The sequence below is a fragment of the Neisseria sp. Dent CA1/247 genome, assembly GCF_022870825.1.
Classification (GTDB): Bacteria; Pseudomonadota; Gammaproteobacteria; order Burkholderiales; family Neisseriaceae; genus Neisseria; species Neisseria zoodegmatis.
The window spans coordinates 1,850,386-1,873,357 of record NZ_CP091522.1 but is presented as its reverse complement, the minus strand read 5'-3'; the positions used below and the strand labels follow the sequence as shown (position 1 = coordinate 1,873,357).

The following is a 22,972-nucleotide window of genomic DNA, read 5'->3' as shown; positions in this document are numbered from 1 at the left end:
CTGCATTTCCCCTATTGCAACATATTTTCAGGGAAATGGCCGGAAAGCTTTGCCTAAGCAGATGTTTTTGATACAATCCCGTCCCATACAACTTCTTAAAAACAAGCCGCCGGTTTCAGGCGGCTTGTATTTTTATTTGCCTATTATTCTGACGGCGTATCAGCCGTTACCGACTGGAGAAAAGTTTCATGCAGAAAATTCCGTTAACCGCACGCGGTGCAGAATTATTGAAAGAAGAATTACAACAGCTCAAAAGCGTTGCCCGCCCGCAAGTGATCGAAGCGATTGCCGAGGCGCGTTCGCACGGTGATTTGTCGGAGAACGCCGAATACGAAGCGGCTAAAGAGCGCCAAGGTTTTATCGAAGGCCGCATTGCGGAAGTAGAGCATAAATTGTCGATGGCGCACATCATTAATCCCGCCGAAATCCATGCAGAAGGCAAGGTGGTATTTGGTGCGACGGTAACGCTGGAAGACTTGGATACCGAAGAGCAGGTGCGTTATCAAATTGTGGGCGAAGACGAAGCGGACATCAAAAACAATAAAATTTTTGTCGGCTCGCCCATTGCCCGTGCGCTTATCGGCAAAGTAGAGGGCGACGTGGCCGAAGTTCAGGCTCCGGGCGGTATGCGCGAGTATGATATTGTTGCGGTAGAGTATATTTAATCTAGGTTGTTTGACTGCTTTAAAACGGTAACAGGCCGTCTGAAAAATCTTTTTCAGACGGCCTGTTACCTTTGCAAAACCCCCCATCTGCGGCGCATTTCTGCGTTGTGCGCTGCTCGCTCGCTTGTCTATCTATATGATATGTCTGCACTCGCTGCGCTGCTACGCCTTGAACTGCATCCACATCTGAGGGTTTTGCAAAGGTCTCAGCCTGTTTGTTTATGCAGCAAACCGATTAGGGCTGTTTGATGCGCGGCAGCACTTTCACGCTCAAGGGCAGGTGGTCGGAGAGCATTTGCCATTGTTTTTCTTTGTGGATTTGCGAATCGAGCACTTCGAGGTTGCGGGTGTAAATCCGGTCGAGGCTCAACACGGGCATGCGCGACGGGAAAGTTTTGGGGCGTTTGCCGTTGGCATCTACAAATACTTCTTCGAGGTTTAAGGCTTTGCCGAGCGCGGCGGCGGATTTTGAACGCCAGTCGTTGAAGTCGCCGGCGATAATCAGCGGGCTGTGCGGATCGACGTGGCGGTCGACGTATTCGAAAATCGCCTGATACTGCTTCATGCGGTCGGGTTCGCGCAGGTTGAGGTGGGCGCACAGGCACACGAGCGGGTGTTCCCAATATTCGGGCCGGATTTCGCAATGCAGCACGCCGCGCTGCTCGAGTTTGTTGACCGTGATATTGAGGTTGTGGCGGGTGTCGATGGGCATGTGGCTGAGAATGGCGTTGCCGTGGTGCCGCTCGGGGTAAACGGCGTTTTTGCCGTAGCTGCTGTTGAACGACAGATGCTCGCTGAGGATGTCGTAGTGCGGGCGGTGCGGGAAGTCGGGCAGTTTGATGCGGCGGGTTTGGTGTTCGCCTTGCACTTCCTGCAAGAATAGGATGTCTGAATTCAAACCCTGCAAGGCTTCGGCCATGCTGCTCACCTGTACTTTGCGGTTGAGTGCCGACATGCCTTTGTGCATGTTGTAAGAGGTAATGGTAACGGGTACGGGGGTCATAATGTGCTCGATATTTGTTATTGTGTATTCTTTGATTATATATCAACAGGCCGTCTGAAAAACCAGCTTTTACATAAAGACAGCTTTGTAAAAAGGCCGTCTGAATTTGGGTTTTCAGACGGCCTTTAACGGATTTATTTACGCAGCGAGGCGAATACTTCGAAATAGGTGGGAAAGGTTTTGTGGGTGCATTTGGGGTCGTTGATGACCACGGGCACGCCGAGCAGGGAAACGAGTGAAAAACACATGGCCATGCGGTGGTCGTCGTAGGTGTCGATTTGCGCATCGGGCGTGAGTGCGGCGGGCGGAACGATACGGATGGCTTCCGGCTCTTCGGTAACGGTTGCGCCGACTTTGCGCAGTTCCGCCGCCATCGCTGCGATGCGGTCGGTTTCTTTCACGCGCCAGCTGCCGATGTTGCGCAGGGTGCACGGTGCGCCGGTGGCGAGGGCGACGACGGCCAAGGTCATGGCGGCATCGGGAATGTGGTTGGCATCCAAATCAAAGGCTTGGATAGGGTGGTCGGCAGGGCGGGAGACTTCGATAAAATTGTCGCCCCACCTTACATCGGCACCGATTTTTTCCAATTCGCGGGCAAAAGCGACATCGCCCTGAATGCTGTTTTTGCCGATACCGGTTACGCGCACGGGTTCGCCGGAAAGCAGGCCGGCGGCGAGGAAATAAGACGCGCTCGAAGCGTCGCCTTCCACATACAGATTTTCCGGTGCATGGTAGTGTGCGTCGGCAGGCAGCTTGAACACGCGGTAGTCTTGGTTTTCGACGTTGACGCCGAATTGCGCCATCAGTTTCAGCGTGATGTCGATGTAGGGTTTGGAAATCAGCTCGCCGACCATGTGGATTTCAAACGCTTGGCCGGTCAGCGGCAGCGCCATCAGCAGCGCGGTCAGGAATTGGCTGGATACGTTGCCTTTAATCGGAATCACGCGCACGCCGTTGTCGGTGCGTTTGCGGATGCGCAGCGGCGGATAGTGTTCGTTGCCGAGGTATTGCACATCCGCACCGGCCGTGCGCAGGGCATCGACCAAATCGCCGATGGGGCGTTCGTGCATGCGCGGCACGCCGTGCAGGTGGTAGTTGCCGCCAAACACCGCCAGAGCTGCGGTAAGCGGGCGGAATGCCGTGCCTGCGTTGCCGAGAAACAAATCCGCCTCACGGTTGGGAAAACGCCCGCCCGTGCCGTGCACTTTCAGACGGCCTTCCGAGATAAATTCGAGTTTGACACCGAGTTTTTCCAACGCTTCAAGCATACGGTCGGTATCGTCGGATTTTAATAAAGAATGGATTTCGCACACATTGTCCGACAATGCCGCCAAGAGCAGCGTGCGGTTGCTGATGCTTTTGGAGCCGGGCAGGGCGACGGTGGAGGGCTTGAGTGTGGCGGCGGGCAGGCGGACGGATTCGGTCATTGTTTTTCTTTCCGTGAACGATAAAAAAGATGAAGCGGTATTATGCCTGTAATCGTGCGGCTTGGAAAACGGGCGTGAAAGGCGGGTATGGCTTTTGCTGAAGCGTTGGGATTCGGCAGGCGCGCCGAAACGCCTGTTTAAAATATTTCAGACGGCCTCCGGTATAAAGAGGCCGTCTGAAAATCAAGCGTTAGGGCGGGAGGCCGGATTATTTCGCCGTTTTGTTGCCTTCGACAATTTTCAAGCCGGCGGAAACCAAGCTGCCGATGTCGGCCACGTTGGCGGGCATAATCAGTGTGTTGTTTTCTTTGGCCAGTTTGCTGAAGGCTTCTACATATTGCTCGGCCACTTTCAGGTTCACGGCTTCGTTGCCGCCCGGAGTTTGCAGGGCATCGGCGATTTTGCGGATGGCGTCGGCATTGGCTTCGGCCACCAAGCGCAAGGCTTCGGCTTCGCCTTGTGCGCGGTTGATGCGGGCGATTTTGTCGCCGTTTGATTCGTTGATGGCGGCCTGCATTTCACCTTCGGACTGCTGGATTTCGGCTTCGCGTTGGCCGCTGGCAAGGTTGATTTGTTCGATTTTGCGGCCTTCCGATTCGGCGATGCGGGCGCGTTTTTCACGTTCGGCGGTGATTTGCGCATGCATCGCGCGCAGGATTTCTTGCGGCGGCACCAAATCTTTGATTTCGTAACGCAATACTTTCACGCCCCACGATACGGCGGCTTCGTCGAGCGCGGAAACGACGATGCTGTTGATTTCGTCGCGTTCTTCAAAAGTTCTGTCCAATTCCATGCGGCCGATAACCGAACGCAGCGTGGTTTGGGCAAGCTGGGTAATGGCCATGATGTAGTTGCTCGAGCCGTATGAAGCGAGTTTCGGGTCGGTTACTTGGAAATAGATGATGCCGTCGACGGTAAGCTGGGTGTTGTCGCGGGTGATACACACTTGGCTCGGCACGTCGAGCGGAATTTCTTTCAGCGTGTGCTTGTAGGCGATGCGGTCGATAAACGGAATCAGAATGTTCAGGCCGGGCGTGAGCACTTTATAGAAACGGCCCAAACGTTCCACCACATAGGCTTCTTGCTGCGGCACCACGGTAAACGCTTTGAAGCCGAATACGATCACGGCGATGAGGATTAAAATCGGAAAGCTGAGAAACAGGTTGAGATCCATAATGATTCCTTAAATCACAATTAAATCAGAGTATTAATTTAGATGTATAAGCAGAAAGTTACCGTTTTTGCCGGTAATCACGGCGGTTTGCGGGGCGGACGTGCCGGCTATGTTTTCCGCCTGCGCCTGCCAGAGCGTGCCGCGGTAGTGCACTTCATACAGGTTGCCGTACAGATGGCGCAGAATCTGCACCGTTTGCCCGATGTCCAAATCGTTGCGGGCGGATTCTTCCACGGGCGGGCGGCGGTGTTTTTTAATCCAGCCGTGCGCCCACCACACGCCCACGGCGGCCAGAACGGCGGCGGTGATGATGCTGGCGGCGAGGCTGTCGAACAGCCAAGCGGTCAAGCCTGCACCGAACAGGGCGGCGCTGACCACCAACAGATAAATCGTGCCGACAAACAGTTCGACAATCAGCACCAATACGGCGGCGATAAACCAAGCAATCATAGGTTGCCCCCTTCGTTATTTCAATCGGGTAGATGATAAAGGCTCTCGGCGAAAATTCAATGTTTTCGGCGGGAACGGTAAAAAAGGCCGTCTGAAACGGTTTCCGCAAAGAGTATCGTTAATCTGCTTAACAACAAAACCGTCATACTCGGGCTTGACCCGAGTATCTCTTAAATTTGCTGAAACTCAAGATACTCGGGTCAAGCCCGAGTATGACGGGTGTACTATTTTTAAGTTGATTGACTATATAAACGGTTTGCGTAAAGAGTTTTCAGACGGCCTTTAGAATCGAAACGGTTTATTTCTCGGCGTTCAACACCCGTTGGCGGCGGGTTTCGCTCAACACCATGCCCGCCGTTACCGATACGTTCATGCTTTCCACCGTGCCGAACATGGGCACGGAAACGAGCAGGTCGCAATGTTCGCGGGTGAGGCGGCGCATGCCTTCGCCTTCGTTGCCCATCACCCATGCGATGCTTTCGGGCAGTTTGGCGTGATAGAGATCGGCTTCGCCGCCCATGTCGGTGCCGACCACCCAGATGCCGTATTCTTTCAATTCGCGCAGGGTGCGGGCAAGGTTGGTTACGGTGATGTAGGGCACGGTTTCGGCTGCGCCGCAGGCCACTTTGCTCACGGTGGCGTTCAGCCCCGCGCTTTTGTCTTTCGGCGCAATCACGGCGTGAACGCCCATCGCGTCGGCGGTACGCAGGCATGCGCCGAGGTTGTGCGGGTCGGTGATGCCGTCGAGTACCAGCAGCAGCGCCGGTTCGCGCAGGTTTTCCAACACGTCTTCGAGGTGGACGTGGTTTTTGGAGGCGTCGATAAAGCCGACCACACCTTGATGGCGCGCGCCTTTGCTGATGGTGTTTAAGCGTTCGGCGGCGGCAAAATGCACGCGCACGTTTTCGGAGGCGGCTTTTTCCAGCACTTCGCGGGTGCGGGCATCGTGTTTGCCTTCTTGGACATACAGTTCGGTAATGCTTTTCGGGTTTTGCCACAAACGGGCGTTAACGGCGTGGAAGCCGTAGATAAGTCGTTGGTTTGCCATGTTTTGCTTTGTTGTGAAGGTTTCAGACGGCATTATACAGGGTTTGGGCGGCGCAGGGCTTTGAGGCCGTCTGAAAAACAGGTGGGTGATTAAAGAGTGATAAGGTTGCCGTTTCAATGGCTCGCCAAGCCGATTTCGCGGAAAAACGCGCCATAGGCTTCGGCCTTTTCTACCAGCGGCAAAGGGTAGGCGCGGGAAGAGGAAGGCAGGCGGTACAGGCGCAGCGGTCTGCTGGCAAACTCGGTTTCGGAATATCCGCCGATGGCGGGTTTGGCGGTTTCAGACGGCATCAGCGAGAGCAGGGTGTTGGTGGCCAAATCTCCCGTGGTCATGATGGTGCGGCAGTGCGGCAAGGTGTCGAGCAGCGCGGCCAAATCGACCGGCTTCACAATCTGCAAAAACTTGTCGGAAGCGTTGCCCTGCAAACGGATAACCTGATGCGCCGTATCGCTGACGGCGATGCCGCGTTCGCTTAGAAAGCTGCGGATAAGCGCCTCTTTAAAGGCTTTGCCGCCGGGTTCGACAAAATAATCTTTGTCGTTGAAGAACACCAAGCCGAAAATCCGCCACATGTCGTTTAGAAAATTGGGGTAGTAAAAGTCCATTTTCCAACGGGCGCGCGGCGGGGGAAACGAACCGAGCATCAGCAGAGTGGCGTTTGCGGGGGCGAACGGGGCGAGCGGGTGGGTTTCTATGGTCGGGTTCATGGCGGTTGCTGCGGTGGCGTTGGATATCAGCTTTTTTGCGCTGCTAAAATCCGCGCCACGGTATCGACCACGGCTTGGGTTTGCGGGTCGATTTCCACATTGATGCGGTCGCCGGCTTGGCGCGTGCCGAACAGCGTGCGTTGCAGGGTTTCGGGAATCAGGTGAACGTTGAATTCGGTGTCGGTAACGCTGCCGATGGTGAGGCTGCATCCGTCTAATCCCACAAAGCCTTTGGTGAGGATGTAGGGCTTGAGTTCGGGCGGCAGTGCAAACCAGACGGTGCGGTTGTGTTCGCTCTCTTCGATGCGGGTGATGCGGGTTACGGCGATGATGTGGCCGCTCATCACATGGCCGCCGATTTCGTCGCCGAAGCGGGCGGCGCGTTCGAGGTTGACCAAGCTGCCGGTATCGAGTTCGCCGAGGTTGGTTTTCGCTAGCGTTTCCGCCATCAGGTCGAAATCGACTTGGCGGCCGTTGATGCGGGTGATGGTGAGGCAGCAGCCGTTGTTGGCGACGGATGCGCCGGTTTGCAGGTCGTGCGCCATGTGTTCGGGCAGCTCGACGGTGTAGGTGCAGAAGTCGGCGGAGGGCGCATGCTTGGCAACGATGCGGCCCATGCCTTGTACGATGCCTGTAAACATCTTGATTCCTTAATAAAAATGGATGAAAGGTCGGTGCAGCGGCGACGGTTTATGCGGTGGCGGAACGCGCTTGGTAGGCGGCGTGCAGCGGTTTTATTTTTTCCAGCCGCGCCCGGTCGATGGCTTCGGCAATTTTTTGCGGCGCATCGGCATGGGCGGCGGCGATTTCGGCGGTGTTGATGCTGTTGGCGGCATCGAGCAGAGCCAGCCAGTGCCCGCGCTGCGGGTAGGGTTCGTGTTCACGGTTCAGATGGCCTTGCGTATCGGCCACGCAGACGTTTAAGGCCGTCTGAAAACGCTCGGGCCGTCTGAAAGCGTCGGTTTGCTTTAAGGTTTTCAACACGGTTTGTGCTTTCAGGTTTTCGACGCTGTGTAAAACGATGTGCCAGCGGCACACCAGCTCCGCCAGTTCCGAGCAGGCTTTGGGCACTTTCCAGCGGGCGTTGACGGCGCGGACGGGTTCGACGCCCGCTATATCGTGGCCGTGGTGTTTGGGCAGAATGTCGGCAGGCGTGAGTGCTTTGCCCAAGTCGTGCAGCAGGGAGGCGTAGCGTTCGGGCAGGGTCAAGCCCATGTCGGCGGTGCGCTGCAATACCATCAGCGTGTGGATGCCGCTGTCGATTTCGGGATGGTAGTCGGCGCGTTGCGGCACGCCGAACAGCGCGTCCACTTCGGGCAGCAGCACTTTCAAAGCGCCGCACTCGCGCATGATTTCAATCATTTTGCGCGGCTGTTTTTCCATCAGCCCTTTGGCCAATTCCTGCCACACGCGTTCTTCCACCAAAGCATCGGCCTCACCGTCGCGCACCATCTGCTTCATCAATTCCATGGTTTCGGGAGCGACGCTGAAACCGTAGCGGGCGGCAAAACGGGCGGTGCGGAGAATGCGCACGGGGTCTTCGGCGAAGGCTTCGGAAACATGGCGCAAAACGCCGTTGCGCAAATCTTCTTGGCCGCCGAAAGGGTCGATAATCAGGCCGTCTGAATCTTGTGCCATGGCGTTGATAGTAAGATCGCGGCGCATTAAGTCTTGCTCGAGGGTAACGTCTTTATCGGCGTAAAAAGCAAAGCCGGCATAGCCTTTGGCGGTTTTGCGTTCGGTGCGGGCAAGGGCGTATTCTTCGTGGCTGTCGGGGTGCAGAAATACGGGGAAGTCTTTGCCGACGGGCTGGAAGCCTTGCGCCAGCATGGCCGCGGCATCGGCGCCGACAACGACCCAATCGCGGTCGGTCACGCTGATGTTGAGTAAGGTATCGCGGACTGCGCCGCCGACAAGGTAAATCTGCATGATGTGATCAGGCCGTCTGAAAAAGTATCAGGCCGTATCTTAACTGATTCCGGATGATTTTTCAGACGGCAGCGAATAGCCTGAGTGAGAAGGGGAGTGTGATTTAATGGATAAAACTGAAAGCCGTTGATATTTAAAGACGTTGCGCCTGTTCAAACGCAATCAATACGTTTTTCACTTCGTCCGCTTCTTTCAACGTGCGGATGCGTTCAAACAATTCCTGCGCCTGCGGATACACTTTTTTCATCATGCCCAGCCATTGTTTTAAGCGGGCGACGGGGTATTTGTTGTTGGCTTCTTTGGCAAGGCACAGGTCAAAAAACAGATTTATCCAGCCCGCGATTTCGCCGAAATCCGCTTCGGTAACGCTTTCGCCGCGTTCAAACTGCTTAATCTGCCGCGCCAAATCCGGCCGCATCACCGCGCCGCGCCCGAGCATCACGCTGTCGCAGCCGCTTACTTCTTTAATGTCGAGATAATCCTGCAAGGCAAACACATCGCCGTTGGCCGTTACCGGAATCTGCACGGCCTCGCGGATTTTGCGCACCCATTCCCAATGCGCGGGCGGTTCGTAGCCTTCCACTTTGGTGCGCGCATGCACGGTCAGGCCGCAGGCTCCGCCATCGGCAATCGCGGCGGCGCATTCCAGCGCGAGCGTTTTGTCTTCAAAGCCCAAACGCATTTTGCCGGTGAGCGGAATATGGTCGGGCAGACTTTGGCGCAAAGTGCGGACGATATGGTAAATCAGCTCCGGCTCTTTCAACAGCACAGCACCGCCTTTGTGTTTATTGACGGTGGGCGCGGGGCAGCCGAAGTTGAGGTCGATTTTGTCGGCACCGAAGCGGACGGCTTCCAGTGCGTTTACCGCCATGTTGTCCGCATCGCTGCCCAAAAGCTGCACGGTGCAGGGTACGCCGGCAAAGGTTTTGTTTTCACGGGCGATTTCGGGCACATATTTCAGCCAGGTTTGGCGGGAATGCACGGTATGGGTAATGCGCACGAACTCGCTCACGCACTCGTCGAACCCGCCGATACGGGTCAGCAAATCGCGCATCACATCGTCCACCAGCCCTTGCATGGGCGCCAAAATCAACTGCATATCTGAAAAGGCCGTCTGAAAAAACCGCTTATTTTACCGCAAACCGCCTCTCAAAGCGCGAAAGTTGCGGAAACGGTTTGCGCCGTGCCACATCGGGGAGGCTGTTGTTTTTATCATCTTGATAATTTAAGATGTGGAAGCTTTTGCAGCCCGTGCTTTGAGGCCGTCTGAAAGCGAACTTGCGAGCTTCGCTAAAACGAGCTTGGCGAGTTTCGCTAAAACACACTACCGCATATACAAGGGAGAAATATGAGCGACACCCAACACATTTCCGCTTCGGAAAAAGCAGCGATTCTTTCCGAAGCCCTGCCTTACATCCGCCGCTTTTCCGGCAAAACCATCGTAATCAAATATGGCGGCAATGCCATGACCGAGCCGCACCTGAAAGAAGGGTTTGCCAAAGACGTGGTGCTGCTGAAACTGTGCGGCATCAACCCCGTGATTGTGCACGGCGGCGGCCCGCAGATTAACGACATGCTCAATAAAGTGGGCAAAGAGGGCACGTTTATCCAAGGTATGCGCGTTACCGACAGCGAAACGATGGATATCGTAGAAATGGTGCTCGGCGGCCATGTAAACAAAGAAATCGTGTCCATGCTCAACCAGCACGGCGGTAAGGCCGTGGGCGTTACCGGCCGCGACGGTCATTTTATCCGCGCCAAAAAACTGTTTATCAACACGCCCGAGCGCAACGGTGTCGATATCGGCCAAGTGGGCGTGGTGGAAAGCATTGACTGTTCGCTGATTAAAGGCATCATCGGCTACGGCCACATTCCCGTGGTTGCACCCATCGGCGTGGGCAGAAACGGCGAAGCGTTCAATATCAACGCCGACTTGGTGGCAGGCAAATTGGCGGAAGAACTCAACGCCGAAAAACTGTTGATGATGACCAACATCACCGGCGTGATGGATAAAAACGGCAATTTGCTCACCAACCTCACACCCAAACGCATTGATGAATTGATTGCCGACGGCACGCTCTACGGCGGCATGCTGCCGAAAATCAGTTCGGCGGTGGAAGCCGCGGTGAACGGCGTGAAAGCCACGCACATCATCGACGGCAGAGTGCCGAATGCTTTGCTGCTGGAAATTTTCACCGATTCGGGCATAGGCTCGATGATTTTGGGCGGCGAAAAAACACAAAGCGCAGCCGAATAGGGCGAACATCTGCTTCATTAAGTATGAGGCCGTCTGAAAAAGCCAGCAGCTTTTTTCAGACGGCCTCATGTATTTTAAGGTACAATCCGGCCTTTGTTTTTCACGTTTCCGCCATGTCTAAGAAACCCAAACACGAATTAGAAAACAATAAGTTAAATAAACGCTTGCGTCACGCGGTGGGCGATGCCATCAACGATTTCAACATGATTGAAAACGGCGACAAAATCATGGTCTGCCTTTCCGGCGGCAAAGACAGCTACGCCTTGCTGGACATCCTGCGCCAATTACAGGCCAGCGCGCCGGTCGATTTCGAGTTGATTGCCGTCAATCTCGATCAAAAGCAGCCCGGATTTCCCGAGCACGTTTTGCCCGAATACCTCGAAAGCATCGGCGTGCCGTACAAAATCATCGAAGAAGACACTTATTCCGTAGTTAAGCGCGTGATTGAAGAAGGCAAAACCACCTGTTCGCTGTGCAGCCGTTTGCGCCGCGGCGTGCTGTACCGCGTGGCAAAAGAATTGGGCTGCACCAAAATCGCGCTCGGCCACCACCGCGACGATATTCTGGAAACGCTGTTTTTAAATATGTTTTACGGCGGCAAACTTAAAGCCATGCCGCCCAAGCTGGTGAGCGACAACGGCGAGCATATCGTTATCCGCCCGCTGGCGTATGTGAAAGAAAAAGACTTGGAACGTTATGCCGAGTTGAAGCAGTTTCCGATTATTCCGTGCAACCTGTGCGGCTCGCAGCCCAATCTGCAACGTCAGGTGATTAAGGAAATGCTGCAAGATTGGGACAAACGCTTCCCCGGCCGCATCGAATCCATGTTTTCCGCCCTGCAAAACGTTGTGCCTTCGCATTTGGCCGATACCGCATTATTCGACTTCGCCGGTTTGCAACGCGGGCAGGTGTTGAAACACGGCGGCGATTTGGCTTTCGACAAAGAAACTGTGCCGCAGCAGTTTTCAGACGGCCGCGAGGGCAACGAAATCACCATTTCGCCCGAAATTCCCGTGAAAAAAGTGATCAATATCTTGGCCAGCAAGCCTAAAAGCTGAATAAAGTCGGATGCGGATTCAGGCGTGTTGAGGCCGTCTGAAAATATGTTTGATGAAAATGCTGCCTGTTGCGGGCAGCATTTTGTTATATGAGAGAAAAATATTTGGAGACGAGGATATAAACCGGCATTGCAATGAGAAATAAGCCCGCCCGCAATCTGTTTTATTCAGGTACAATAAACCTATCAGCAATTACATCGGGAAACTTTGACCGAAAACCGAACAGCCGATTATATGAGCAGAAAGCCGTTTAACGGTGTTTTCAGACGGCATCTGCCATTGATTATAAAATTTCCTACTCACAATAATTTTTATATTCCGGCCAAATCGGCCGCCGCATTTTTCGGAGCTGCCCGTGTTTTTCAGCACACATATTTTAAACGGAGAAACCTTATACGAGCGTGAAGCCCAATCATGGGAAGAGTTCGAATACCACTTGCGGCGTTTGAGAAAGCGCCAACAGGCGTTTGCCGAACTTTCGGTTACCCAACGCTCCGAGTTACTCAGCGCCTTTGCCGACCGCTTGGAAGCCAACCGCGGCCGCTTGGCGGTAATGATTTGCGAAGAAGTCGGTCGTTGCCTGCGCGAATGCAAAGCGGAACTGAACAAATCGGTTGAGCTGGTGCGCTATTACGCGCGCAAAGCCCCCGAATTGCTGGCGCATAAAACTATTGAGACTCAAGCCAGTCTAAGCCAAGTAAGATTCGAGCCTTTGGGCGTGGTGTTTGCCGTGATGCCGTGGAATTACCCGGTGTGGCAGGTGTTACGTTTTGCCATTCCCGCTTTGTGCGCCGGCAATGCCTGTATGGTGAAACCCGCGCCCAGCGTCGGTAGGGTAACCGAAGCCCTGTTTGAAATCATCGGCAGCAGCCTGCCCATGGAAGTGGCGTGGCTTGATCACGCCGAAGTGCGCCGCGCCGTTGCCTGCACCGATGCGCTGGCCTTTACCGGCTCCGCCGACACAGGACGCCGCTTGGCAGCCCAAGCCGGGCTGTACCTGAAAAAGAATGTGATGGAATTGGGCGGAAGCAATGCCTTTATCGTGATGTCGGACGCCGATTTGGCACAAGCCGCCAAAGATGCCTGCTATTCCCGTTTCCGCGACGCAGGCCAATCGTGCAATGCGGCCAAGCGCATTATCGTAACCGAATCCGTGGCCGAAGAATTTATCAGCCTGTTTTTAGCGGAATGTGCCAAACTGAAAACCGGCGACCCTATGGATCCCGAAACCACATTGGCTCCGCTGCACCGCCGCGATTTGCGCGAGCGGATTCACTCGCAAGTGATTGATGCCTTGGTAAACGGCGCAAGCGTGCTTCAGGGCGGGCAGATTCCGGAGTGTACCGAAAAAGGTTGGTTTTATCCCGCCACGGTGTTGGATCGTGTGAACCACAATTGCCGCGTGTATCACGAAGAAGTGTTCGGCCCTGTGGCCGTGATTATGCGGGCCTTGGGCGAAGAGCACGCTATCGCGCTCGCCAACGACAGCCCTTACGGTTTGGGCGCGAGCATTTATTCGCAAAACCATGAAAAGGCTTGGGAATATGCCGCCAAACTGCAAACCGGCGCGGTGTATATCAACCGCCATACCAGCAGCGATTTACACCTGCCTTTCGGCGGCGTGAAAGATTCCGGTTATGGCAGGGAATTGTCTGAATTTGGAATTTATGAATTTGTAAACGTGAAATCTTATTGGCAAAAATAATATGAAATCAATAGGCTATACAGTTTTTTCGTCGGCAGTGCTGGCAGGTTTTCCCCTTGCGGCGGTTGCGCAGATGCAGGAACTGTATTTCAATCAGCAAGGGCAGATTACCGCGAATATGTCGGCGGTGGCTTATGTGCGTCAGTATGAAGTGAAAGACGGCGTCGCCCAAGCTCAAGATTTCTATTATCCTTCCATGAAGAAATATTCAGATCCTTATCAGGTGGCGGCAGGGCAAATCAAAAATTTCGTTCCTGCGCCAAACAGCGGTATGCTGACCTTGTGGCATTTCAACGGACAGAAGAAAATGACCGGCCGCTATAAAAACGGCAAGCCCGACGGCGTGTGGACAAACTGGTATCCCAACGGTAAAAAATCGGCCGTGATGCCTTATGTGGAAGGTAAAAGTGAAGGCACGGGATCACGCTATTACCGTAACGGCAACAAAGAAAGTGAGATTCAGTTTAAAGGCAATAAGGCCAACGGCTATTGGAAGCAGTGGTACGCCAACGGCCAACCCAAAACGGAAATGATGATGGTTGACGACAAACCCAACAGCATCGTCAGTTGGAACGAAAACGGCTTGCTGCTTACCGAAATCACGATGGAAGGTGGAAGACGCAACGGTATCGTGCTCGATTGGCATCCCAACGGCGCGAAAAAATCCGAAGCGGTGTATTTAAACGGCTCGCTGGTTAAGAAAACGGTGTGGGATGAAGACGGCTATGTGCTGTCGGATTAATCATTCAATAATAATCACTTAATTAAATGAAACGCATCAATAAAGGCTGTCGGCTGAATGTCGGCAGCCTTTGTTTTTATTTGCGGTAAGCAGGGGGGGAGATAGGCTTGTTGAAGGAATGGTCTTTATTTCAAAGCGCCGCTATGGTTGAGGCCGTCTGAAAATATTCGGGCAAAAGCAGGTATGACGTTACGGTTACTTGATAAGTGGTTTGACGGTCGATAATTCTCTAGCTTTCTTCTGATGCAGCTCAAAAAAGTGTCGATTTGTTTTCAGACGGCCTCATAAGAGCAGGCGGTGAATTCCAAAATATTAATTTCTAATTTCTTGATTCTTCTTTTGTTTATATGAGGTTTGATGAAACGGCGGCATGGCTTGCATGTTTCTCCGCCGGCAGAAGAAATTCATCTTTCATTGCAAATCCAACTAAAAAACATTAAGATATGATTAAACCTGAATAAAAATTAATATCATAATATCAGACGCAGTTCTGTCACGTTCAGGGGTCTCCGTCTTAAGCTTAACTTTTGTATCAAAACAAGAAAGTAGGCTTTTATGTCTGTTATCCCGCTCTCCCAATTAAATAAAGGCACGTGTGCCCATATCGAATTTATTCAAGACAACCCCGCTTTCGGTGAGTTGGATCCTTTGGTGAGCCGCCGTTTGGCCGACTTGGGTTTTTCCAACGGTATGCCTTTGGAAGTAATGGCTGTCGGCGTGCTCGGCAAAGGGCCTTATGCCGTGCGTTTGAGCAACCATTCGCAGTTTGCTTTGCGTGCGCCCGAAGCTTCCAAAGTGATGTGCCGGGTGGTAACCGATCATTTCTAAGCGGTTGGGTTTCTTTATCTTCATTTTTAATGTTCAGCATTTTCAGACGGCCTCTTAACGAGAGAAGGAGCGGCTTGATACGCAATAATGAAAGGATTCAACATGAGTGCCTCTGCGTCGGCTTCTTTAAGCTATTTCGCTTTGGTGGGCGCGCCGAACTGCGGTAAGACGGTATTGTTTAACGGCCTTACCGGTGCGCATGCCAAAGTAGCCAATTATCCGGGCGTAACGGTGGATAAACGCGAGGGTGTGTTTATCGACGATACGTCTGTTCATATTATCGATTTGCCGGGTACATACAGCCTGCGCACTACCAGCCCTGATGAAGCGGTGGCGCGGGATGTGGTGCTGGGTAAGCTCGGCCGGCAGCCGGATGCGATTATTGCGGTGGCGGATGCGACCAACCTGCGCATGACGCTGCGGATGATGCTGGAGCTGAAAACGCTCGGGCTGCCGATGGCGGTTTCCCTCAATTTGAGCGATGTGGCTCGTTCGCGCGGTTTGAAAATCGATGCGGACAAATTGAGCAAGCTGCTAGGCGTGCCGGTATTGGAAACGGTGGCGGTGAGTAAAGAAGGTATCCGCGCCGTGCGTGAAGCGGTGGCGAAACTGCCGCGCCGTTCCGACCCCATCAATGTGGAAGAAGCGGAACAAACGCTCAACCGGCTCGACAGTAACGAGCTGTATGCCCAAGTGGAAGATATTCTGCGGCAGGTCGTGAGCACGGAAATGAAACTGCCGGAATGGCACCGCCGTTTAGACAGCATCGTACTGCACCCGATTTGGGGCTTTGCCATTTTGCTGGTGATTTTGCTGCTGGTGTTTCAGGCTGTTTATTCGTGGTCGGAGCCTTTGATGGGCGCGATTGAAGACGGCTTCGGTGCGCTCGGAGAATGGGTAACGACTGTGATTCCGGCGGGCATCTTGCAGGATTTGCTGGTGAACGGTGTGATTGCCGGTATCGGCAGCGTGCTGGTGTTTTTGCCGCAAATTACGATTTTGTTTGCCTTTATTTTGTTGCTGGAAGATTCGGGCTATCTGCCTCGTGCGGCGTTTTTGCTGGATAACCTGCTGTCGAAATCAGGGCTTTCAGGCCGCTCTTTCATTCCTTTGCTGTCGAGCTTTGCCTGTGCGGTACCGGCAGTGATGTCGGCGCGTACCATGCACGACCCGCGCGAACGGTTGATTACTATCATGATTGCGCCGATGCTCACTTGCTCTGCGCGCCTGCCGATTTACGCATTGATTATTGCGGCGGTGATTCCCAACCAAACGGTGATGGGCGTATTCAACCTGCAAGGGCTGACCTTGTTCGGGCTGTATGTGGCGGGCATTGTTTCTGCGGCGGCCACGGCTTATGCGATGAAATATTTTGCACGCGGTAAAACGGGTATCAGGCAGTTTCCTCTGCTGATGGAGCTGCCGACTTTCCGTATGCCCAATTTCAAGCATATTGCGGTAAGCCTGTGGGACCGTGTGAAAGCGTTTTTAAAACGTGCCGGTACGATTATTTTCGCTTTAAGCGTGGTGTTGTGGGCTTTGGTGAGCTTTCCCGTGCCGCCGGAAGGTGCAACGGCCGCGGCGATTGATTACAGCTTTGCGGGTACGATCGGCCACTTCATCGAGCCTCTGTTTGCACCGCTGGGTTTCACTTGGCAGATGTGTATCGCCATGATTCCGGGTATCGCCGCGCGCGAAGTGGTGGTGGCTGCTTTGGGTACGGTGTATGCCGTGGGCGCTGGTTCGGAAGATGCCGTGCAAAACGCGCTGATTCCGATTGTGCACAACAACTGGGGGCTACCGACCGCTTTTGCGTTCTTGGCTTGGTATATTTACGCGCCGATGTGTATGGCCACATTGGCGGTAATCAAGCGTGAAACCAAATCGGCACGGAAAACCTTTATGATCACGGCGTATCTGTTCGGGCTTGCCTATGTGTTTGCCTTTATCGTGTATCAGGTAACTTCGAGGATTTTCTGATGGAACAATATATTATCGTCGGTGCCATCGTGCTGCTGTGCACCTTATATATCTTGCGCAAGTTTGTGTTTAAACCGAAAAACAGCGGTTCGGCCTGCGGCGGTTGCGACCGCTGCGGCGGCGGTAAAAGCGGCGGCTGCCATTAGGGAGTAACGCTTTTACGGTATGAGGCCGTCTGAAAACACTGTTTATTTGAAACGGTGTTTTCAGACGGCCTTTAAGTTGATGGAAGGGATTGGGTAATTAAATATTACCGAAACGGCCATTGTTGAAATCGTGGATGGCCTCGCGGATTTCTTCGGCGGTGTTCATCACAAACGGGCCGTAACCGACCACCGGCTCTGCAATCGGCACGCCGGAGAGCAGGAGGATTTTCACTTCTTCGCTGCCTGCGGCGATGCGCACTTCTCCGCCGCCGTGTTCAAAGCCGACCAATTGGCCTGCGCCTGCGCGTTCTTTACCGTTAAAGACTGCCTCGCCGCGCAAGACCACCATAGAGAGGCTGTGGTTGGCGGGCAGGGTAAGGGCGGCTTCTTTGCCGGGGTGAATCACGACGTCCCACACATTCATTTCGGTATAGGTGTCGGCAGCGCCTTGAGTGCTTGCGTACTCGCCTGCAATCAGGCGCAGATGGCCGGCTTCATTGGGCAGCTGCACCACGGGAATGTTTTCTTTGGCGAGGTGTTGGTAGTGCGGCGCTACGTTTTTGTGTTCGGCAGGCAGGTTGACCCACAGTTGCACCATCTCGAAAAGCCCGCCTGTTTTGCTGAAGGCTTCGGAGTGGAACTCTTCATGAATAATGCCTGCTCCGGCAGTCATCCATTGCACATCGCCGGCTTTGATGACGCCGCCTCCGCCGGAAGAGTCGCGGTGGGCGACTTCGCCGTGATAGGCGATGGTAACGGTTTCAAAACCTTTGTGCGGATGTTGGCCCACGCCGCGCGGGCTGCGCGCTTCGTTGGGAGCAAACTCGTGCGGTGCGGCGTAATCAAGCATCAAAAACGGGTCGGTGCCGCGGTCGTCGCCCATGTGTGAAAACAAGGGCTGTACCAAAAAGCCGTTGCCTACCCAGTGTTGGCTGTTGGCGCGGTAGATTTGGCGTACGTTTCTCATGTGGTTTTCCTTTCTGATTGTGTGTGCTGTGTCGGTAAGTTGTCGGCAGGGCTTAATGTACCTGCATACCTGCGGCCTGTGCTTCGCGCAGTTTGGCGGGAGTAACGTCTGTGCCTTCGGGATCGACAACGGTTACGGTAGACAGCATATTGTTGATTTGCCCGCACACTTGGCGGATATAGGCTCGGCGCAAAGTGTCGCGCTCGGCCGATTCGGCTTCCGTTAACCCGATGGTTTTGGCTTTATAGGCCAGCTCGTTGATACGGTCTAATTCTGTGATACGCATGATGGACTCCTGATGGTGTTTGCCTGCAAAACGTCGAGCCTGTTTTAGCGAAGCTCACAAATTCACTTTCAGACGGCCTTGGTTTTTACTGGGCTTTTTTTGTGTTAAGGCGTATTATACGCAGTACCTGCTTATAGACAAGTACGCACATTTTTTATACTGTAAACGATAACCGACAAGGGCTAACCATGAACCATCCCGACGCACCACACGACAATTGCTGCCCCGTCAGCACCACGCTCGATATTATCGGCGGCAAATGGAAAGTATTGATTCTTTACCATTTAAACACCCAAACCCGCCGTTTCAACGAATTGCAGCGGCTGATGCCCGCTGTGACTCAGCGCATGCTTACCCTGCAACTGCGCGAGCTGGAAAGAGACGGCATTGTGCATCGCGAAGTATATCCGCAGGTGCCGCCGAAAGTGGAATACTCGCTTACTGAGTTCGGCCTGACGCTGATGCCGGTGATTGAAGCCATGCACCGTTGGGGTACGGAATATGCGCTAGAATGTGAAAAACATAAATTGACTCGGCAAAACGATACGGTATAGCCGAACCGCTTGCGGAAACGGCATTCTCATGCCCGCGTTTTAAGCACTTCTATATCAAGATTCAGCATATTGGATTTTCAGACGGCCTCATGCTCTAAAGGCCGTCTGAAAGGTGGATAGGATGAACCAACTTCTCGATATCTTTTGGCGCAGCGCCCGCCTCGAATGGCGCTACTTGATCCGAGAGCGCTGGGAGCTGTCGCTGCTGCTGTGGCTGCCGCTGGCGAGCGTGCTGCTGGTGTGGTGGATGTTTGCCCGCGCCGCCATTACCGATTTGCCCATCGGCGTGCTGGATAAAGACCACAGCGCATTGTCGCGGCAGACGGTGCAGTATCTCGACAGCGCGCCGGCTTTGAAAGTGGTGCACACTTACGCCAACGAACGCGAAGCTCAACAGGCTATGGATAGGGTGGATGTGTACGGCGTGGTGGTGATACCCGATGATTTTTCCCGCCAACTCAAGCAGGGTGGAGCTTCGCCGCTGATTTTGCAGCTCAACGGCCAATTCGGTTCGTTTTCGGGTTTGCTGGTGCGCGATGTGCAGGCGGTGGCGGGTACTTTGTCGGCGGGTGTGGAGATGAAAGCGTTGAACAAGCGCGGGGAATCGGTGCGGCAGGCGGAGCATACGTTCAGCCCGATACGCACGGTTACTTCGGCGCTGTTTAATATTTCCACCGATTACCAGCAGTTTCTCGGCACGACGCTGATTCCCGGGCTGCTGCATATTTTGGCGATGACGGCCGGGGCGGTGGCGTTCGGCAGGGAAATCCGCGACAAGAGCCTGCACAATTGGTTGGGCAAGGCGGGCTGCCGCGTCCGCAACGGGCATGTGCGCTTTGCCGATGCCGCGTTCGCTTTAGGTGGCAAGCTGGTGTGGCCGATGCTGGCTTTTACACTTTGGGGCGGCGTGCTGCTGTGGATGCTGGCGCAGACGCATGAAGTGGCTGCGATATCGTGGCTGCTGAATTATTTAGGCTTGTGGCTGATGATGCTGGTGTCGCTGTGGCTGGGCGTGATATTTTCCGCGCTGCCGATGTCGATGCGCACGGGGCTGTCGGCCACCGGCTTTATTTCCGCACCCGCTTTTGCCTTTTCGGGCATTGCATTCCCGCGCTTGGCGATGCCGACTTGGGCGCAGAAGTGGTCGGATATGCTGCCGCTGACGCATTATCTGGAATTGCAGCAGGGCTTGCTGGAAATGGGGATTCCGTGGCAATGGGCGGTGAAGCCGCTGGGATGGTCTTCGCTGGCGGCCTTGCTGCTTCTTTTGGCGGCGGCCAAACTTTCGCAGCGCGCGTATGCTTTGCCGCAGCGTTGGGGTGCGAGATAACGGCGGCGAAAGGTACGGAATAACATGAAGAAAAGTATGTTTTTTACAGCGTTTGCCGACACCATCCGCAACATTTTTACCGATAAGGGCGTGTTGCTGATGCTGGTGATTGCGCCGTTTATCTACGGTTTTTTCTATCCGTGGCCGTACAGTACGCAGGCGGCGCGGCGGATTCCGGCTGCGGTTGTGGATGAAGACCACAGCACATTGTCGAACAAAATCATTCAGATGGCCGAAGGCAGTCCGCGCTTGGCGGTAAGGGTGATGCAGAGCGAGCGCGAAGCCAAGCAGGCTTTGTGGCGGCAGGAAATCGGCGGCTATATGGTGATTCCGGCGGGTTTGAAAAGCGATGTGATGATGCAGCGGCCGGCGCGGGTAGGCGTGTTGGCCAACGGCAGCTATCTTTTGGTAAGCAAAGAGGTTCAAACGGGCTTTGCCGAAGTGGTGGGCACGGCATCCACCGGTATTCAAATCAAGCGTTTGCAGGCGGGCGGCATGGCGAAAGAGCAGGCGTTTGCCGCGCAAAACCCGATACCGTTTCAGCTGCAAGTGCAATACAACCCGACGCAGGGCTACGGCAATTATGTGGTGCCCGGCGTGGCGGTGCTGATTATCCAACAGGTGTTGCTGATGGGGTCGGCGCTGCTGGTCGGCACATGGCGCGAACAGCGGCGGCAACATGCTTCGATGCGGGTATGGCTGGGGCGGATTTCGGCTTTGTCGCTGATGGGCTGGCTGGCTTCGCTGTTTTATTTCGGCTGGGTGTTTTATATCCAAGACTACGCCCGCGCGCAGAATATCGGCGGCATGCTGGCCTTGACGGTGCTGTTTGCGCCTGCGGTGGCGACGCTGGGCTGTTTGTTCGGCTTGTGGTTTCAAAAGCGCGAGCGGGCGCTCCAGCTCTTGATGTTTACCTCGATTCCGATGTTTTTCCTCAGCGGCTATGCGTGGCCGTCTGAATCTTTGCCGCTGCCTTTGCAATGGTTGCGCTGGCTGATACCGAGCACTTCGGCGATTCAGGCTTCGGTGCGCTTCAACCAAATCGGCACGCCGCTTGCCGACGGCGCGTATCTGCTGTGGGTGCTGGTGGGTTTGCTGGCGGTTTATTTGCTGGTGTTGTGGTGGTATGTGAAAAGCGGCAAGAGTGGTAAACAGCCTTAGGTTTTGTATGGATACAGGCCGTCTGAAAGCATCCTGCGGGCGGATATGCAATTCGTCCCTACACTTGCTTTGGAAAATTTCAGCCTTCCCGTAGGTTGGGTTGCCAAACCCAACGTGGTAGAAGAGTTGAGTATTTTTTGTTGGGTCACGACCCAACCTACGTTTGCTGCCAAAGAACACAGGCCGTCTGAAAGCGAACTTGTGAGCTTCGCTAAAATATCTTTTCAGACGGCCTGAGTTTGTTTTACCTGATAGTTGATGATCCGAACGTTCATGATCGGTTTCAACCTGCACGCGGCAGCAATTATTTAACCGTAAATGCTCGGCTTATCAAGCAGACTCCCGAAAGCGTTTTGCTTAAAACGCCTCGCCCACTTTCACACCGCCGGCAACATCTTTCGGCGTGGCCAGTTTCGCCGTAGCGGCTTGGGCGGCTTTGAATTCGGGTGTTTCCATTACGGCGGCGGCTTCTTCGGCGGGCAGGGTGTTCGCCATGTATTGCCAGCGGTCGGCCAATGCAGGGTTGGACGGAATCACAAAGCCTTCGCGCAATTCGTCAACCAAATCGGGGCGGTTGCACACCAGCACGATGTCGCAGCCGGCATCAAACGATAATTTTGCCCGCTCTTTGATGCCGCCCGCTCCGCACGCGCCTTCCATGGTGAGGTCGTCTGAAAAAATCACGCCGTTGAAGCCGATGTCTTCACGCAGAATATCTTTCAGCCATTTGGCCGAAAAGCCCGCCGGTTGGCTGTCGACTTGCGGGTAAACCACATGCGCGGGCATCACGGCCGCCATGCCTGCCGCGCTCATGCGGCGGAAGGGCACGATGTCGGCGGCTTCCAATTCGTTCAAACTGCGGTCGTCTTGCGGCAAAACGTGGTGGCTGTCGCCTTCGACGAAACCGTGGCCGGGGAAGTGTTTGCCGCACGATTTCATGCCGCCTTTGTTTAAGCCTTTCTGCAAAGCCAGCGCCAGCTCGGTAACGATTTCAGCCTTGCCGTGGAAACTGCGGTTGCCGATTACGGCGCATTGACCCCAGTTTAAATCCAGCACGGGCGTGAACGACAAATCCACGCCGCACGCGCTCAATTCGGTTGCCAGCACCCAGCCCACCTGCTCGGCTTGAGCTTTGGCCGCTTCGGGGCTTTGCGTATCCCAAATTTCGCCGAGCACATTCATGGCGGGCAGGCGGGTGAAGCCGTCGATAAACCGCTGCACGCGCCCGCCTTCGTGATCGACGGCGATAATCAGTTCGGGAGAGCGCAATGCTTTGATTTCGCTTACCAGCTCTTTAAGTTGGGCAACGTTTTCAAAATTGCGGCGGAACAAAATCACGCCACCGACGGCAGGGTCGAGCAGGCGTTGTTTTTCTTCGCCGGTAAGACGGAAAGCGTGGACATCGGCCATCACGGGGCCGCGCGGGATAATGGGTTTGGTCATAAGTTTTCTCAAAAAATAGGGAATGTGGTGCGGAAAAGGGAAGATTATACAAGACTGTATCGGCGGGCAGTAGTAAGGTTACGTTTATATAGATAGGCCGTCTGAAAAGCGG

24 protein-coding genes are annotated in these 22,972 nt (G+C 54.3%); 12 read left to right on the top strand and 12 right to left on the bottom strand.

Annotation, left to right across the window (positions count from 1 at the left end; genetic code table 11):
- Positions 1-188: 188 nt before the first annotated feature.
- Positions 189-665, top strand: a complete 477-nt coding sequence (gene greA, locus LVJ85_RS09210) for a transcription elongation factor GreA (RefSeq protein ID WP_085363641.1) — start codon at positions 189-191, stop codon at positions 663-665.
- A 235-nt stretch (positions 666-900) separates the two neighbouring features.
- Here greA and LVJ85_RS09205 read toward each other — a convergent pair whose 3' ends face one another.
- The 9 genes from LVJ85_RS09205 to LVJ85_RS09165 all read right to left on the bottom strand — a co-directional run bounded on the left by LVJ85_RS09205 (position 901) and on the right by LVJ85_RS09165 (position 9,502).
- Positions 901-1,668, bottom strand: coding sequence for an endonuclease/exonuclease/phosphatase family protein (locus LVJ85_RS09205; protein ID WP_244739119.1), 768 nt, complete (start codon positions 1,666-1,668; stop codon positions 901-903).
- Positions 1,669-1,802: 134 nt separating this feature from the next.
- Positions 1,803-3,095: a 3-phosphoshikimate 1-carboxyvinyltransferase gene (gene aroA, locus LVJ85_RS09200; RefSeq protein WP_244739111.1), complete on the bottom strand. Its 1,293-nt coding sequence runs from the start codon at positions 3,093-3,095 to the stop codon at positions 1,803-1,805.
- A 208-nt stretch (positions 3,096-3,303) separates the two neighbouring features.
- Positions 3,304-4,269, bottom strand: coding sequence for an SPFH domain-containing protein (locus LVJ85_RS09195; RefSeq protein ID WP_244739109.1), 966 nt, complete (start codon positions 4,267-4,269; stop codon positions 3,304-3,306).
- Between the two features lie 33 nt (positions 4,270-4,302).
- Positions 4,303-4,719, bottom strand: a complete 417-nt coding sequence (locus LVJ85_RS09190; protein ID WP_244739107.1) for an NfeD family protein — start codon at positions 4,717-4,719, stop codon at positions 4,303-4,305.
- 298 nt (positions 4,720-5,017) lie between these two features.
- The gene (gene rlmB, locus LVJ85_RS09185) at positions 5,018-5,767 is read right to left on the bottom strand and encodes a 23S rRNA (guanosine(2251)-2'-O)-methyltransferase RlmB (protein WP_244739106.1); all 750 of its coding nucleotides are present in this window, start codon (positions 5,765-5,767) and stop codon (positions 5,018-5,020) included.
- A gap of 113 nt (positions 5,768-5,880) precedes the next feature.
- On the bottom strand, positions 5,881-6,474 hold the full coding sequence (locus tag LVJ85_RS09180) for a uracil-DNA glycosylase family protein (protein WP_244739092.1): 594 nt from the start codon (positions 6,472-6,474) through the stop codon (positions 5,881-5,883).
- 26 nt (positions 6,475-6,500) lie between these two features.
- Positions 6,501-7,115: a riboflavin synthase subunit alpha gene (locus LVJ85_RS09175; protein WP_244739091.1), complete on the bottom strand. Its 615-nt coding sequence runs from the start codon at positions 7,113-7,115 to the stop codon at positions 6,501-6,503.
- Positions 7,116-7,164: 49 nt separating this feature from the next.
- A complete protein-coding gene (locus LVJ85_RS09170; protein ID WP_244739090.1) occupies positions 7,165-8,403 on the bottom strand; it encodes a multifunctional CCA addition/repair protein in 1,239 nt (412 codons plus the stop codon).
- Positions 8,404-8,536: 133 nt separating this feature from the next.
- Positions 8,537-9,502, bottom strand: coding sequence for a tRNA-dihydrouridine synthase (locus LVJ85_RS09165; protein ID WP_244739089.1), 966 nt, complete (start codon positions 9,500-9,502; stop codon positions 8,537-8,539).
- A gap of 249 nt (positions 9,503-9,751) precedes the next feature.
- Here LVJ85_RS09165 and argB point away from each other — a divergent pair, with 249 nt between their 5' ends.
- From argB to LVJ85_RS09130, 7 genes are all read left to right on the top strand, one after another.
- Positions 9,752-10,660 carry an acetylglutamate kinase gene (gene argB / locus LVJ85_RS09160; RefSeq protein WP_244739088.1) on the top strand — a complete coding sequence of 303 codons (909 nt, stop codon included), beginning with the start codon at positions 9,752-9,754 and terminating at the stop codon, positions 10,658-10,660.
- Between the two features lie 113 nt (positions 10,661-10,773).
- On the top strand, positions 10,774-11,718 hold the full coding sequence (gene ttcA / locus LVJ85_RS09155) for a tRNA 2-thiocytidine(32) synthetase TtcA (RefSeq protein WP_244739087.1): 945 nt from the start codon (positions 10,774-10,776) through the stop codon (positions 11,716-11,718).
- A 355-nt stretch (positions 11,719-12,073) separates the two neighbouring features.
- Complete coding sequence (locus LVJ85_RS09150) at positions 12,074-13,423, top strand: aldehyde dehydrogenase family protein (RefSeq protein WP_244739083.1); 1,350 nt, start codon at positions 12,074-12,076, stop codon at positions 13,421-13,423.
- 1 nt (position 13,424) lies between these two features.
- Positions 13,425-14,165, top strand: a complete 741-nt coding sequence (locus tag LVJ85_RS09145) for a toxin-antitoxin system YwqK family antitoxin (RefSeq protein ID WP_244739081.1) — start codon at positions 13,425-13,427, stop codon at positions 14,163-14,165.
- A gap of 555 nt (positions 14,166-14,720) precedes the next feature.
- Complete coding sequence (locus LVJ85_RS09140) at positions 14,721-14,993, top strand: FeoA family protein (RefSeq protein ID WP_244739079.1); 273 nt, start codon at positions 14,721-14,723, stop codon at positions 14,991-14,993.
- A 102-nt stretch (positions 14,994-15,095) separates the two neighbouring features.
- Entirely contained in the window at positions 15,096-16,973 is a 1,878-nt protein-coding gene (locus LVJ85_RS09135; protein ID WP_244739077.1) for a ferrous iron transporter B, read from the top strand.
- A complete protein-coding gene (locus LVJ85_RS09130; RefSeq protein WP_085363626.1) occupies positions 16,973-17,119 on the top strand; it encodes a FeoB-associated Cys-rich membrane protein in 147 nt (48 codons plus the stop codon). The genes LVJ85_RS09135 and LVJ85_RS09130 overlap by 1 nt, the downstream gene beginning before the upstream one ends.
- A 97-nt stretch (positions 17,120-17,216) precedes the next feature.
- On the opposite strand, the gene LVJ85_RS09125 is transcribed toward LVJ85_RS09130, so the two are convergent.
- The gene (locus tag LVJ85_RS09125; protein WP_244739075.1) at positions 17,217-18,086 is read right to left on the bottom strand and encodes a pirin family protein; all 870 of its coding nucleotides are present in this window, start codon (positions 18,084-18,086) and stop codon (positions 17,217-17,219) included.
- A gap of 52 nt (positions 18,087-18,138) precedes the next feature.
- Positions 18,139-18,372: a DUF896 domain-containing protein gene (locus tag LVJ85_RS09120; protein WP_244739073.1), complete on the bottom strand. Its 234-nt coding sequence runs from the start codon at positions 18,370-18,372 to the stop codon at positions 18,139-18,141.
- A 188-nt stretch (positions 18,373-18,560) separates the two neighbouring features.
- On the opposite strand from LVJ85_RS09120, the gene LVJ85_RS09115 reads away from it, so the two are divergent.
- The 4 genes from LVJ85_RS09115 to LVJ85_RS09100 all read left to right on the top strand — a co-directional run bounded on the left by LVJ85_RS09115 (position 18,561) and on the right by LVJ85_RS09100 (position 21,654).
- Positions 18,561-18,926, top strand: coding sequence for a helix-turn-helix domain-containing protein (locus LVJ85_RS09115; protein ID WP_244739071.1), 366 nt, complete (start codon positions 18,561-18,563; stop codon positions 18,924-18,926).
- A gap of 121 nt (positions 18,927-19,047) precedes the next feature.
- The gene (locus LVJ85_RS09110) at positions 19,048-20,256 is read left to right on the top strand and encodes an ABC transporter permease (RefSeq protein WP_244739069.1); all 1,209 of its coding nucleotides are present in this window, start codon (positions 19,048-19,050) and stop codon (positions 20,254-20,256) included.
- Between the two features lie 24 nt (positions 20,257-20,280).
- Complete coding sequence (locus LVJ85_RS09105; protein ID WP_244739067.1) at positions 20,281-21,417, top strand: ABC transporter permease; 1,137 nt, start codon at positions 20,281-20,283, stop codon at positions 21,415-21,417.
- 45 nt (positions 21,418-21,462) lie between these two features.
- Positions 21,463-21,654 carry a hypothetical protein gene (locus LVJ85_RS09100; RefSeq protein ID WP_244739065.1) on the top strand — a complete coding sequence of 64 codons (192 nt, stop codon included), beginning with the start codon at positions 21,463-21,465 and terminating at the stop codon, positions 21,652-21,654.
- A gap of 120 nt (positions 21,655-21,774) precedes the next feature.
- Here the strand turns inward: LVJ85_RS09100 and nagZ are convergent, their stop codons facing one another.
- The gene (gene nagZ, locus LVJ85_RS09095; RefSeq protein WP_244739063.1) at positions 21,775-22,860 is read right to left on the bottom strand and encodes a beta-N-acetylhexosaminidase; all 1,086 of its coding nucleotides are present in this window, start codon (positions 22,858-22,860) and stop codon (positions 21,775-21,777) included.
- Between the last annotated feature and the right edge of the window lie 112 nt (positions 22,861-22,972).